The sequence below is a fragment of the Clostridioides sp. ES-S-0054-01 genome, assembly GCA_021561035.1.
In the GTDB taxonomy this organism is placed as follows: domain Bacteria; phylum Bacillota; class Clostridia; order Peptostreptococcales; family Peptostreptococcaceae; genus Clostridioides.
This window is the reverse complement of record CP067346.1, coordinates 2108171-2122317: the sequence shown is the minus strand read 5'-3', so window position 1 is coordinate 2122317 and position 14147 is coordinate 2108171. Positions and strand designations below refer to the sequence as shown.

General features: G+C 27.3%; 11 protein-coding genes and 1 other annotated feature. Of the genes, 5 read left to right on the top strand and 6 right to left on the bottom strand.

Annotation, left to right across the window (positions count from 1 at the left end):
• Positions 1 to 119: 119 nt before the first annotated feature.
• Positions 120 to 1046, bottom strand: coding sequence for an AEC family transporter (locus JJC02_10150; protein ID UDN53274.1), 927 nt, complete (start codon positions 1044 to 1046; stop codon positions 120 to 122).
• Positions 1047 to 1235: 189 nt separating this feature from the next.
• Between JJC02_10150 and JJC02_10145 the strand changes: the two genes are divergently transcribed.
• Complete coding sequence (locus JJC02_10145) at positions 1236 to 3107, top strand: sel1 repeat family protein (protein ID UDN53273.1); 1872 nt, start codon at positions 1236 to 1238, stop codon at positions 3105 to 3107.
• Between the two features lie 93 nt (positions 3108 to 3200).
• Here JJC02_10145 and JJC02_10140 read toward each other — a convergent pair whose 3' ends face one another.
• A complete protein-coding gene (locus tag JJC02_10140; protein ID UDN53272.1) occupies positions 3201 to 4136 on the bottom strand; it encodes a magnesium transporter CorA family protein in 936 nt (311 codons plus the stop codon).
• A 521-nt stretch (positions 4137 to 4657) separates the two neighbouring features.
• On the opposite strand from JJC02_10140, the gene JJC02_10135 reads away from it, so the two are divergent.
• Positions 4658 to 5170, top strand: coding sequence for a flavin reductase family protein (locus JJC02_10135; GenBank protein ID UDN53271.1), 513 nt, complete (start codon positions 4658 to 4660; stop codon positions 5168 to 5170).
• A 160-nt stretch (positions 5171 to 5330) separates the two neighbouring features.
• Here the strand turns inward: JJC02_10135 and JJC02_10130 are convergent, their stop codons facing one another.
• The 3 genes from JJC02_10130 to JJC02_10120 form a co-directional block, all read right to left on the bottom strand.
• Positions 5331 to 6392 (bottom strand): nitronate monooxygenase, encoded by a 1062-nt coding sequence (locus JJC02_10130; GenBank protein UDN56414.1) that lies wholly within the window; start codon positions 6390 to 6392, stop codon positions 5331 to 5333.
• 123 nt (positions 6393 to 6515) lie between these two features.
• Positions 6516 to 7409, bottom strand: a complete 894-nt coding sequence (locus JJC02_10125) for a homoserine kinase (protein UDN53270.1) — start codon at positions 7407 to 7409, stop codon at positions 6516 to 6518.
• Positions 7410 to 7418: 9 nt separating this feature from the next.
• Entirely contained in the window at positions 7419 to 8900 is a 1482-nt protein-coding gene (locus tag JJC02_10120) for a threonine synthase (GenBank protein UDN53269.1), read from the bottom strand.
• Positions 8901 to 9006: 106 nt separating this feature from the next.
• Positions 9007 to 9238: a binding site (T-box leader), on the bottom strand.
• 1028 nt (positions 9239 to 10266) lie between these two features.
• On the opposite strand from JJC02_10120, the gene trxB reads away from it, so the two are divergent.
• Positions 10267 to 11175: a thioredoxin-disulfide reductase gene (gene trxB / locus JJC02_10115; GenBank protein UDN53268.1), complete on the top strand. Its 909-nt coding sequence runs from the start codon at positions 10267 to 10269 to the stop codon at positions 11173 to 11175.
• Positions 11176 to 11264: 89 nt separating this feature from the next.
• Here trxB and typA read toward each other — a convergent pair whose 3' ends face one another.
• Positions 11265 to 13088, bottom strand: coding sequence for a translational GTPase TypA (gene typA / locus JJC02_10110; GenBank protein ID UDN53267.1), 1824 nt, complete (start codon positions 13086 to 13088; stop codon positions 11265 to 11267).
• 211 nt (positions 13089 to 13299) lie between these two features.
• On the opposite strand from typA, the gene JJC02_10105 reads away from it, so the two are divergent.
• Together JJC02_10105 and JJC02_10100 are read left to right on the top strand one after the other, a co-directional pair.
• A complete protein-coding gene (locus tag JJC02_10105; protein ID UDN53266.1) occupies positions 13300 to 13542 on the top strand; it encodes a hypothetical protein in 243 nt (80 codons plus the stop codon).
• A 147-nt stretch (positions 13543 to 13689) separates the two neighbouring features.
• Positions 13690 to 13881, top strand: a complete 192-nt coding sequence (locus tag JJC02_10100; GenBank protein UDN53265.1) for a DUF1450 domain-containing protein — start codon at positions 13690 to 13692, stop codon at positions 13879 to 13881.
• Positions 13882 to 14147: the final 266 nt, after the last annotated feature.

Here is a 14147-nt window from a genome sequence, read left to right as displayed (position 1 = left end):
TAATACATATAGATATTATTGACAAATATCTAGGAAAAAATTCCATCAATATACTACAATAAAATGTTTATATTTGTAATTTATTGAATATGTTATTATATAATACATAAAAAAATAAATCAAGCTAATAATAAAATACTTATAAAAGGTATAGATATAACTGAAAATAGTGTTGTAAAAAACACACATTGTGAAGCCAGTGTTATATTAGAGTCATATTGATTAGCCATTATAGCAGTATTTGCAGCAGCAGGCATGGAAGAAATTACTACTGGTATAGCTAAAATCATCTTATCATCTATCCATCCTTTTAGAATAAAATATACAATTACGGGAAGTATCAATAATCTTATAAAAGTAACTATATATAACTTTTTGTTTACAAAGCAATAGAGAGCTGAAGAATTAGCAAGTAAGCTTCCAATGATAATCATGGATATTGGTGTAGTTATATTTCCCAACATCTTAAGTGGTTCATTTATAAATTGGGGTAATCTAAGTCCTGTCACAAATAAAAAAATTCCAATAACAATAGCTATTGTAGCAGGGCTTATAAGTGATTTTATTGAAAAACCTTTATTTGTGCTACCTTTAGATAAAAGGTAAATTCCTAAAGTAAAAGAAAATAAATTAAAAGGTAAATTGAATATTGCAGTATAGAATATAGCTTCATGACCCAGAACTGCCTCAATTACAGGATAACCCATAAAGGCAACATTTGAAAAGACAACTATATACTGATATATTCCCAAATCTTTTTTATCATTACATTTTAAAATGTATTTTAATAAAAATGCAATTACAATTGAAACTATATACATAATCAAAGATGTAAATAATAACAATAGTATTTTTTGTATCATCTTATTATCGAAGTTAATTTGCATTGAACTAATTATCATTGATGGTAAAAAAACTGTCATTGTCAAAGTTGAAAGTTTAGATGTACAGTGCTCATCTAATAAGTTGAATTTTCTGACAAAATATCCAACTAAAATAATTATAAATAAAACTGCAACTTGAATAAAAATATTGCTGAAATTCATAAAATGTCCCCCCTATATATACATTATATACCAATTGCATAATAAAATCTAATGATTATAAAATTTAAAATTTAATGTTACAATATAGTGACAAAAGGTAAAAATTCAATATTATAGCATTAATTATAGATTATAATGTATAATAATGTTTGAGAGAATATATTTTATAAAATGGGTAGGTAGCGAATAATGAAAAATACAAAATTTTCTATAAAAAAAATAAAAAATATATCTAATGACCCGAAAGTCGTACATACTAAAGGTGCTCTTCTTGAAAAGATGGGTAAGACAGAAAGTGCAATAGAATTGTACAAGAGTGCTGCATTAGATAATTATGTGAAATCTCAATATACTTTGGGAAATATATATGAAAGTAAAAAACAATTTAAAGAAGCAGAAAAGTGGTATTCAATGGCATATAAAAGTGGAAGTGAGGACGCTGCTTTTGATTTAGGCAATATGTATTATAAATTAGATGGTTATGAGTATGCTATATATTGGTATGAAAAGATAGCAAATTTAGGTTATTTACAAGCACAAAACAATTTAGGTGTATGTCATTTTAAAATGAAAGATTTTATAAGATGTGAAAAATGGTTAAAAGCAGCAGCAGACAATAATTTAGGTAAAGCTTGTTTTAATTTAGGAGTATTATACACTTTTTTGGAGAAGGATGATGAAGCATACGAATATTATAAAAAAGGTTCTGTGCTTTTAGACGATGATGCAAAATATAATTTAGCAATATTAAATGGAAAAAAGAAAGATAATAAATCAACAGTAAGTTTATATAAACAATTGTATAAGTCAGGTCATATGAAAGGTTGCTTTAACTTGGGTATGATTATGGAAATAAATGATAATCTAGAAGAAGCAGAAAAGTATTATAAAAAGAGTGCCGATAGAGATGATGTAAAGTCTGAGTATAGACTTGCATATGTATATGATAGAAAAGAAGAATTGGGAGATGCAATCTATTATTATGAGAAAGCAATACAAAAAAATCATACACTTTCTAAATATAGACTTGCTAATTTATATAATAGGGAAAATGAGATAGAAAAAGCAAAAACTTATTATAAAATGGCAGCTGAAGATGATATAACAGAGGCAAAAAATAATCTAGCTGGTATATATTTTGAAGAAAAAGACTATGAAAATGCTATTAGGTATTATGAAGATGCCATAGCTGTTGGATGTAAAAGTTCTCTTGAAAATCTTGGGGATTTATATTATAAAAATCAAGATATAGAAAAAGCGATTTCGTATTATTCAAGAATTCCAAATAACGTATCTTGTCAAATAAAATTAGGAAATATTTATGAAGATTTAAATAATATCGAAGAAGCTATAAGTTGGTATAAGAAAGCATCTGAAAATGGAGATACTAGGTCTAGCTATAGATTGGGGTGTATATATGAAAATCTAGGAAATACAAAAAATGCTAGAAAGTATTTTGAAATGGCAAGTAGCAAAAGTCATATGAATGCTCGTATACATCTAGGTAGAATTTATTTTAGAGAAGGTAAGTTGGAAGAGTCTAAAATGATGTTTGATACACCTGCTAATGAGAATAATGTGTATGCCCAACATATGGTAGGATTAATTTATGATATCTTCTATAAAGATTATGTAAATTCTAAATTTTGGTATGAAAAAGCTAGGTCACAAGGTTGTGTTGAATCGATATATAATTTAGGGCAAATTTATTTAAAGTTAAATGATGACGTAGAAGCTGAGAAATATTATAAAGAAGGTATTAAATATGGAAGTAAGAAGTGTGAGTATATGCTTGCGGGTCTTTATTATAAAAAAAGTCTAGATATGTATACTTCTTTGGCAAATGAAGAATACGATAATTGTGGAGAGATAGTAGAAGGTTTTCCTAATTTAAATATAGACTTCGATGAAGTATTAATTCCTCCATTTAAATTACAAGAAGAGGAAATAGATGAAGAAGAGTATGTACCAATTTATATACTAAATATAAAAGAAAGTTTAGATTCAATGTTAGAAGGACTTGAAACTGAAATGATTATAGATGAAGAATATGATAACTAAAAAAGCATTGTAAGATTATATAAATTTAAATATATAAAAGCCATTAGAATAAATGAAAATCAATTAATTCTAATGGCTTCTTTTATTAATCTTTTATAATAACTTGTTTCTTGACATGAAAAATGTAATCACTATACATATTATAGAGGTAATAAGAAGTATTATCCAAAATCCATTTGGGTTATTAGAAAATGGCATGTTGATAACATTCATACCAAAGAATCCTGATATTATTGTAGGTATTGAGAAAATTAGTGTGACCACTGTTAAAATTTGCATAACATTATTCTGATTATTACTTATAATTGCGCTGAAAGCATCCATAATTCTACTCAATATATCTCCATATATTTTAGCCATATCAAGAGCTTGTCTATTTTCGACTATAACATCTTCTAATAGGTCTTCATCATCTGGATATTTCTTAATGCCAGCAGTTCTAACCATTTTGTTTAAAACAAGTTCATTAGCTTTTAGTGATGTAGAGAAGTATACCAAAGACTTTTCTAATTCCAATAATTGAACCAATTCTTTGTTTTTCATTGATTTGTAAATTTCTCGCTCTATTATGATTGTCATTTTATTTATTTTTCTTAAGTAATGCAAGTAATAAGCTGCATTTTTGTGAAGAATTTGAAGCAAAAAGCGAGTCTTTTTAAATGTAAAAAAATCTTTAATATGACCAACTATAAAGTCGTTTAAAATCTTAGTTTGTGCATCGCAAACTGTTACAATAGCTTCTTTAGTTAGTATAATACCTAAGGGTATTGTAGTATAATGAGAAGAATTAGAGTCACTTTCGTCTACTGGTATATCTATAAGTATAAGAGTATGATTGTCTTCAACATCTATTCTTGAGCGTTCTTCTTCATCTAGTGCAGATTCTATGCTTTCTACATCTATATTTAATAAATTAGAAATTTCGTTGATTTCACTATGATTAGGTTCAACAAGATTTATCCAACAGCCATCTTCAAAAAAACTAAGTTTCTCTAATTTTGAATCTATAGTTTTGTAATATCTTATCATGGCAACACATCCTTTATTCAGTTTTATATAAATCTCATCATTTAATAGTATCTATTAATTAACTAATTTATATAACTGAATATATGTATTAGTTTTAATTTTAGATATTATTAAGTGATGAAAATGTAAAAAATTCTCTCCGCAACGGACTAGTATCCATTGCCCATCACTCTCCTTATTCATTATTTTATATATGCCTATTTACGCAATTCGTATTTTAAGCACTCTTTAATATAATACCTTTTCCAAGTATATAAATCAAGTTTTGATTTGATTAAATAATATTTTTGCCATAATTTACATATAAAATATACAAGTTATATTTAATTTAAATAAAGAATATATATATTATGAGTGAAATTAGTAAATATATTAAAAAAATAAGGATGTATCTATGTATTTACTTATTTGTAATAATATATTTAAAAAAGTGCATTTTATTTTCAAAACTGAATTTCATTTATAATTTATAACGAAAATAAAAGGGCATAAATATAAGAGAATGAGAGGTTATCAGAGATATGAGTGATTTTAAAGAAATTTTGGCAGAAGAGATTAAGAATAATCCATTTGGATTGATAGGTAAAGATTGGACACTTATAACTGCAGAAAATGAAGGAAAAGTAAATACAATGACTGCCAGCTGGGGAGGGCTTGGAGTTATGTGGGGAAAAGATGTTGTTTTTGTAGTAATAAGACCACAGCGTTATACTAAGGAATTTATAGATAATACAGATAAATTTTCTTTGACTTTTTTTGATGAAGATTTTCGCAAAGAGCTTTCATATTGTGGGAAAGTATCTGGTAGAGAAGAGGATAAGGTATCACAGATTGGATTTAATATAGAACACTTAAATAATACACCTTATTTTAAAGAAGCTAAGATGGCTATTATATGCAAAAAAATGTATAGTCAGAAACTTGAACCTAAATGTTTTATTGCTGAGGGCATAGATGGAAGATGGTATCCACAAAAGGATTACCATACTTTATATATAGCTGAAATAACCAATGTACTTGTAAAAGAAGATTAGATAGAAGATTAATATATTAATATTACATTTAATTAAATAAAACATCTATAAAAAGAGGTTGACACAAAAAAGCTAAGGAAGTAAATATGTTAATAAAGATTAATAAATAACGTATTTAAACTCCTTAGCTTGATAAAATTTTAATTTACCATTCTTTAAATTATAATTCAGAAATTAATTCATTGATAACATCTTCAACAGTACTTAATTTATCAATTTTATAGGCATCATTTCCACAAAATAAAAGTGAATTTTCAACATCTCCTTTAACTGCATTGATTAGAGCTTGAGAAATACAGTAAGGTGTTTCTTTTGGATTACAAGGAATCAAACAATTATAGCATTTCTTTATTTCTGGACGATTTATCTTAACTTCTTCTATAAATTTGTTTCTTATAGCACGTCCAGGAAGACCTACAGGGCTTTTAACTATGTGAACATCTTCTTCACTAGCATTTATGTATGCCATTTTAAAGTTCTCATGTGCATCACATTCATAAGTAGCAACAAATCTTGTACCAACTTGTACACCACCTGCACCCATGTCTATATATTTTTTAACATCACTACTAGAAGTTATACCACCAGCAGCAACGACTGGGATGTTTCTACCAAATTTTTCTCCATAGGTATTTGCAACTTTTAAAATTTCAACAAATTCCTTATCATAGTCTATAGAATCTATGTTATCAAGTTCCTCATTAGAGTATCCAAGGTGACCACCAGCTTTTGGACCTTCGACAACTATTAAGTCAGCAGTAGTTTTCTCTTTTCTATCCCACATTTTTAAAATTACACTAGCAGCTTTTGAAGTTGAAACTATGGGTGCTATTTTTACATTACTTCCTTTTACTAATGATGGTAGTTTGTTAGGTAATCCAGCTCCAGATATTATAAGGTCTACACCAGCTTTAACAGCTTCTTTTACGTATGTTTCATATTCTTTCATAGCTACCATAAAATTAATACCAATAATACCACCATTTGAGATTTCTTTAGCTCTAGAAATATGTTTTTTTATAGCTCTTAAATTTGCATTTATAGTGTTAGTTTCAAAATCTTCTTCGTCATATCCAATTTGAACTCCAGAAATTACGCCAACACCACCAAGCTTAGCAACTGCACCAGCTAGTGATGATCTAGATATACCAACGCCCATTCCACCTTGAATTATAGGAACTTTTGCAACTAAATCTCTAATTATTAACTCTTTTATGATAATCCCTCCTCAATGTAAACATGTTTAAAGAACTAGATTATAATACTTAATATTATTACCTAGTCCTAATTATTATACTACAAATTATAATAAAAGAGTAGTTATATTTTGTACATGGGACGATAATTATATGATATTTAAAACAGCTCCATTAGAATCACAACATAACTCTTTTATTTCCCAATCAGATTTTAATTTTGATAGATAATACTTCATATTATCTACAAAACCATCATCATTTTCCTTTATTAAAGACATTATAGTAGGTCCAGCTCCACTTAAAAATACTCCAATACTATTTAATTGTTCAGATTTTTTAACAATATCATTGTAATTTTCAATTAGAGTTCCTCTATAATCTTGATGCAATTTATCTTGACAAGCTACTTTAAGAAGGTCAAAGTTTTTGTTTAGTAGAGCAGATACTAGTAAAGCAACTCTACTGACATTGAATATACCATCAGAATATGGTATTTTCTTTGGTAAAATACCTCTAGCTTTTTCAGTTGATAGCTTAAAATTAGGTATCATTGCACAAAATTTAAGTTCATTAGGAATTTTTATAATATCATAGTGTATATTCTCATTATCAGTAACAGATACAATCATATTTCCTAAAATAGCAGGAGCAACATTATCTGGGTGACCTTCTATTTCTGAAGCTATACTTAGTAATTGAGTCTTATTTAAATTAGAATTTGATAGAGCATTTGCAGCTATAACACCAGCTACTATACAAGATGCACTACTGCCAAGACCTCTACATATAGGTACATCGCTTTGGATTTTTATTTTGATACCAGTAGGTATTTTTTCTGGCTTAACTCTATCAAAAAAGTACTTCATAGATGTATAAACTAAATTATTTTCATTTTTGTAAGCATCTTCACAACCTTCTATTTCAAGACCACTTTCAATTTCTTCAACATAAAATTTATTGTATATATTTAATGCAATTCCAAGACAATCAAATCCTGGACCTATATTAGCACTTGTTGCAGGAACTATAATCTCTAACATAACAATCACCTATACCTTTAAGAATTTTTTTATAGCTAGTTTTAATTCATCTTTTTCACAAATATCTTTATGTAGTATTTCAGCATCTTTAAGATTTTTAATAGGTTTTGGTATATCTATTTTAGAAATACTTGATAATCTGTCAATTATAGCAAAGTCATCAAGGTTTTTAAAATCACAGTCTATAGATTTTAGAACATTTTCAGAAAACTTGAATGGACTTGCAGTACTTACAATAACAGTTTTTGTGTTATCAGAAGTTTCTTTTTTATACTTTTCGTAACAATTGTATGCAACAGCAGTATGAGTATCTATCAAATAATTATAATTTTTAAACACATTATTTATCGTGTTTTTAACTTCTTCTTCATTTGAATATTCTCCATAGAATGAAACTAAATTTTTTTCCATATCCTCATTTATCTTGTAGACTCCCTTATCATTAAGGTCTAATAGCAATTTATTTACAATATCAGTATTTTTATTTGATATTTCAAACAGTAAGCGTTCTAAATTACTAGAAATTAATATATCCATAGAAGGAGAAGTAGTCAATTTTAATGCTCTATTTTTATCATATACACCAGTTTTAAAGAAATCATAAAGAACATTGTTATCATTTGATGCACATATCAATTTGTTTATTGGAAGACCCATTTGTTTAGCATAATATCCAGCTAGAATATTACCAAAATTACCAGTTGGGACAACAAAATTTATTTTATCATTTAACTGTATCTCACCATTATCAACTAATTTCATATATGAATAAAAATAGTATGCAACTTGTGGAAGAAGTCTTCCTATATTAATTGAATTTGCGGAAGATAATATATAATTATTATCCAATAATTTTTGATTAAATTCCTTATCAGAAAAAATTTTCTTTACACCTGATTGTGCATCATCAAAATTTCCTTTTATACCAATTACATATGTATTTTTTCCAGTTTGAGTTTTCATTTGAAGTTTTTGTACTGGACTTACACCATCTTCTGGGAAGAATACAATTATCTTTATTTTATCTATATCTTTAAATCCTTCAAGAGCAGCCTTTCCTGTATCTCCAGATGTGGCAGTAAGAATCACAACATCTTTCTCTAAATTATCTTTCTTGATAGATGTTTTAAGAAGATGAGGCATTATAGTAAGTGCCATATCTTTAAACGCTAAAGTTGGACCGTGGTATAGTTCTAAGAAATAAGTATCATTTACTTTATTTAATGGAGCTATACTAGTGCAATCAAACTTTTCGTCATATGCATTTTCTATACAATTTTTAATTTCATCTTCAGTAAAATCACATAAAAATTTACTAAGTACAAAAAATGCTATCTGAGAATACGTTAAATTTACTAAATTTATAAGTTCATTTTTTACATTTGGAAATTTACTTGGGACATAAAGACCACCATCATTTGAGATTCCTTTTATTATTGCTTGTGATGCAGTTACTTTTTCTTCGGTGCCTCTCGTACTTGAATAATACATTTTTTATAACCCTCCATATATTTTAAATTTTTAATTAGCTAATTAAGTTAGATACAGAATACTTTAAAAACTGAATTTGGATAATAAAAAAAGACCCTCATCCCTAAAAAGGGACGAGAATCTGTTTCCCGCGGTTCCACCCAAATTGATTTTAAAAAATCCACTTGATACTTTAACGCAAGTAATAAAAACGTCTATTCCTACTAAAATCATTAAGATAACTTCAGATAGAAGCTCCTAGGTAGTTTTCAACCTTTCTAGTTAGGGAAACATTTCAGCTAGTAGTTTCCTTCTCTGGTAACCGATTCAGATTTACTCTTCCTAATCAATGCCTTTCAATATTCTTAATATTATTAATTATTCTAGATTATAAAACAGACAAAGTCAAGTATTAATATAAAAATTTGGAAAAAATATTTTTTAAAGTGGAAAAAAATATAATCAAATTGGGTATTAGAAAAATATTTTTTTAACTTTTTTAAAAGCTTAAAAGGTTAGAATTTCGTAGTGATGAAGCTGTTTTTAATAAAAGTAATCAAAAGATAACTGTTACATATCTGTAATATTACAATCTTATACTACACTATATTACAAAAAAAGTTTACAAAACTTTAATTTGAAAAATGTAATTATATGGTATATCATATAAATATAAGTAAATAGTGTTAATATTTAAACTATTAATAATAATTGGTTTAATAAAATTATATAATTAATAATGTTTAATTTGAAGAAATTATTAGTGTAAAACTACATATATGTTCAAATTAAATTCATAAATATTTCACATAATAGTAGTATACTGTAAACAAAAGGAGGTATTAAATATGGGAATAGTATTTATAACAGTAGCATTAGTTTTGGTTATGTATGGACTTTCAATTCTGTCATATATATCAGAAAGCAATATATTAGAAGACACTGTAAATGATAACCAATAAGGTTTTAAATTATATAAATAAGTGAGAACTGTAAATAAAAGTTAAATTTTATTTGCAGTTTTTTTATATATATGTAAAATAAAGTAAACTAATAAAAAATAATCCTCAATATTTAAATAACGGGTTATTAAAATTCTTAAGAGCTATCGGAAAAAATGGGTTTTGTTCAAGAAGATAATTTGAAGAATATGTTTTTTAGGAGATAATAATCAACCAATTTGGAAAGGTACATTCATATACTCAAAACTAAATAGAAAAAATAGACAAATTGAAGTTTATTTAACTTAGTTAAGAGAAGTAAATTACTTTTGTCAATTAACAAAAAATAATGTTTTATTTATAGTATATATGGATAATAATAGTAAAGTATAATAATAATGAGAATAATATATAAGAAATAATAATATAAAGAGAGGTAAAACGTTATGGTAGATATCATTGTAATTGGTGCTGGACCAGCAGGTTTAACTTCAGCAATTTATGCTATGAGAGCAGGATTAAGCGTTACAGTATTTGAAAAAAATATTTATGGAGGGCAAGTTGCAAGTACATCTGAGGTGGAAAATTATCCAGCAGTTCAAAAGATTTCTGGAGTAGAATTTTCTAATAATATATATAATCAAGCAGTTGCTCAAGGTGTTGATATTCAGTTTGATGAAGTTGAAGAGATAAATTTAGAGGGAAAAGTAAAGGTTGTAAAGACCTCTTCGGGAGAACATAAAGCAAAGGCTGTTATTCTTGCAAATGGAGTTGAAAGACGTAAATTAGGTTGTGTAGGAGAACAAGAATTTACAGGTAGAGGAGTATCTTACTGTGCAACATGTGATGGAGCATTTTTTAAAGATAAAGAAGTAGCCATAGTAGGTGGAGGTAATACTGCACTAGAAGATGCTTTGTTTTTAGCCAATAATTGTACAAAAGTGTATTTAATTCACAGAAGAGATAGTTTTAGAGGTGAAGAAGTATTGGAGAAATCTGTGAAAGCAAGAAAGAATATTGAGATACTTTACAGTCATAGTGTAGAAAAAATTGAAGGGGAAAAGACTGTATCAAAAATAGAAGTAAAAAATTTAAAGACCGAAGAAAAAAGAACTATAGATGTTAGTGGTATTTTTATTGCTATAGGTCTTAAACCTAATAATAAAATGTTTGAAAATGTTCTTGATTTGGATGAAGGTGGATATATAGTTTCAGATGAGTCTTGTACAACATCAATAGAAGGTGTATATGTAGCAGGAGATAGTAGAACTAAGTTTTTGCGTCAAATAATAACAGCAGCATCAGATGGAGCTATTGCAGCCGTTCAAGCAGCTAACTATATAAATGTTGAATAGTATAAATTTCAAATAAAAATAGCCATATAAACTGAAATCATCTTTCAGTATTATATGGTTATTTTGCTAACTAGAGGTAAATATATGTTTTATTTACCTTGTCTAGACTTGTTATATCTTAATCTATCATGTTCATTTAAGAATCTTTTTCTAAGTCTTATAGAATCAGGTGTAATTTCAACTAATTCATCATCTTCTATAAATTCTAGAGCCTCTTCAAGAGTAAATATTCTAGGAGGAGATAATTTTATAGCATCATCTGAACCAGAAGCACGTACATTACTCATTTTCTTGTTTTTACAAGGGTTGACTACCATATCATCTTTTCTAGAATTCATACCAATTATCATACCTTCGTAAACTTCTACACCAGGGTCTACGAACATTACAGCTCTATCACTTAAAGCATTAAGAGAATATCCCATAGTAACACCAGGTCCTTGGGCTATTAAAACACCATTTCCTCTTGAAGGTATTTCTCCTTTGAATTCTTCAAATTTTTCAAATGAACGAACTAAAGTACCTTCTCCACGAGTAGCGTTTATAAATTCACTTCTATATCCTAAAAGACCACGAGTAGGTGCCAAGAATTCTATTTTTACATAGTCTCCTTCTATTGACATAGATTCCATCATACCTTTTCTCATATTTAATTCATTTATAATAGTACCAGAGTAAACTTCAGGACAGTTTACGACAACTCTCTCTATTGGTTCCATTAGTTTTCCATCTTCTTTATGCATTAAAACTTCAGGTTTAGAAACACCAACTTCATAACCCTCACGTCTCATATTTTCAAGTAGTATAGATAAGTGAAGCTCTCCACGTCCAGAAACTTTGTATCCATCAGTAGTATCAAGAGGTTCAACTTTAAGACCAACATTTACTTCAAGTTCCTTTTCAAGTCTGTCTTTCAAATGTCTAGTTGTAACGAATTTTCCACTTTTTCCAACGAATGGAGAGTCATTTACTAAGAAGTTCATAGAAAGAGTAGGCTCTTCTATTTTTATCATCTCCATAGGTAATGGGCTATCTAAATCGCATATAGTTTCACCTATAGATATATCAGGTATACCAGCTATAACAACTATTTCTCCACTAGTAGCTTCATCAACTTCAACTTGTTTTAAACCTTCATACACAGAAAGTTTTGATACTTTTCCCTTAGATACAACAGAATCTTCTCTACATATAGCAACTTGTGTATTGTTTTTAAGAGTACCTTTGTAAATTCTACCTATACCAAGTCTACCTACATAATCATCATATGCAAGAGCTGATATTTGGAACTGTAGAGGTTCATTATCGTAATCAGGATAAGCTTCAACGTGATTTACAATAGTTTTAAATAGAGGAGAAAGGTCTTCACTATCATCATCCATTTCAAGTTTAGCAATACCTTGTTTAGCAATACCATATATTATAGGGAATTCGCATTGCTCATCTGTAGCATTTAAGTCTACAAATAAATCAAAAACTTCATTAACTACTTCTTCCGCTCTCTGGTCTTTTTTATCAATCTTGTTTATAAATAATATTGGTTTTAAACCGAACTCTAAAGATTTTTGTAAAACGAATCTAGTTTGAGGCATTGGACCTTCACTAGCATCAACTAATAAAATAACTGTGTCAACAGTTTTCATGACACGTTCAACTTCAGAAGAAAAGTCGCTGTGTCCTGGAGTATCAACTATATTTATTTTGTAATCTTCATAGTTTATTGCACAGTTTTTTGAATATATAGTTATGCCTCTTTCTTTTTCAAGGTCGTTGCTGTCCATAACGCAGTCTTTAACTACTTCGTTCTTTCTAAAAACACCACTTTGAGAAAGGAAAGCATCAACCAATGTTGATTTTCCAGCATCAACGTGGGCTATAACTGCGATATTTATAATTTTATGTTTTTGTGACATTTTTGTTGCTCCCTTCGATTAAAATAACTTATTAATTATAGCACAATATATTATTAGGTACAAGGAGGAATATATTAAATTGTATTAATGTAGTTTAAATTGGACAAAAATGTTAGTTTTGTATGTAGAATTTATTCTGTTTAAAAAAAAATTTTAGACAAATAATAATCTTAATAGATGAAAATATTAATAAAATAGTAAAGGATGATATATGTTGGAAGTAACCAAAATAATAATTAAATATTTTGCAAGTGAAAGTGATATTTTCGTAAAAGAAGAAGTTTGTAATTTTGACGAACTTCTTAAGTGGTCTCATAAATTTATTGAAGGTAAAAAGATAGAAGATGTTTTATATATAAAGTCTAAAGAAAACTATAAAGTAAATGTGATTAAGTCTTTAGAAATTAAGGAATTGGAAATAGTAAGAAAACAACAGATACCACCATACATGTAATATTAATAGTATATAAAATTAATTTACAATGTTTATAATAGGATAAATATGGAATATATGGTAATAATTTATATTAAAAAAACTTTTATAAAGATTATATTTGGGTATATAAGTATTAACTAGACATTAATTAGGAGGAACTTAAATATGATAAGAGTATGTCCAAACTGTTCAAATGTGGATGTAAATAAGTTAAAAACTTTGGTTGGAGAAGAAAATGTAAAGACTGGTTGTATAGGTCAGTGTAGAGCATTTAAAAAAGAAGCCGTTGGAATAATAGACAATGAGCTTGAAATAAAGGAAACAGAAGCAGAATTCTTTGAAGCATGTAAAGAATAAATTATAAATAAAATATAAATTATAATAAATAGAGTATGTAAATTGTATAAGTATCAAACAATTTATATGCTCTATTTTTATGTATATATTTAATTATGGGTATACTTTTTTAGTAAATACAAATAAATATAACTAATACATTTATTTATTAAAAAAATATTGATTAAGTATACCTATAGGGGGTATAATAAAAATATAGATTTCTAAATATATAATTTATCAATATTACATATCAAAATAAAACGTTACAAATTAGTTGAAAATAT

Excerpts from the sequence above, each read along its gene's own strand:
- JJC02_10150 (UDN53274.1), bottom strand. The coding sequence starts at position 1,046 with ATGAATTTCAGCAATATTTTTATTCAAGTTGCAGTTTTATTTATAATT.
- JJC02_10145 (UDN53273.1), top strand. The coding sequence starts at position 1,236 with ATGAAAAATACAAAATTTTCTATAAAAAAAATAAAAAATATATCTAAT.
- JJC02_10140 (UDN53272.1), bottom strand. The coding sequence starts at position 4,136 with ATGATAAGATATTACAAAACTATAGATTCAAAATTAGAGAAACTTAGT.
- JJC02_10135 (UDN53271.1), top strand. The coding sequence starts at position 4,658 with ATGAGTGATTTTAAAGAAATTTTGGCAGAAGAGATTAAGAATAATCCA.
- JJC02_10125 (UDN53270.1), bottom strand. The coding sequence starts at position 7,409 with ATGTTAGAGATTATAGTTCCTGCAACAAGTGCTAATATAGGTCCAGGA.
- JJC02_10120 (UDN53269.1), bottom strand. The coding sequence starts at position 8,900 with ATGTATTATTCAAGTACGAGAGGCACCGAAGAAAAAGTAACTGCATCA.
- trxB (UDN53268.1), top strand. The coding sequence starts at position 10,267 with ATGGTAGATATCATTGTAATTGGTGCTGGACCAGCAGGTTTAACTTCA.
- typA (UDN53267.1), bottom strand. The coding sequence starts at position 13,088 with ATGTCACAAAAACATAAAATTATAAATATCGCAGTTATAGCCCACGTT.
- JJC02_10105 (UDN53266.1), top strand. The coding sequence starts at position 13,300 with ATGTTGGAAGTAACCAAAATAATAATTAAATATTTTGCAAGTGAAAGT.
- JJC02_10100 (UDN53265.1), top strand. The coding sequence starts at position 13,690 with ATGATAAGAGTATGTCCAAACTGTTCAAATGTGGATGTAAATAAGTTA.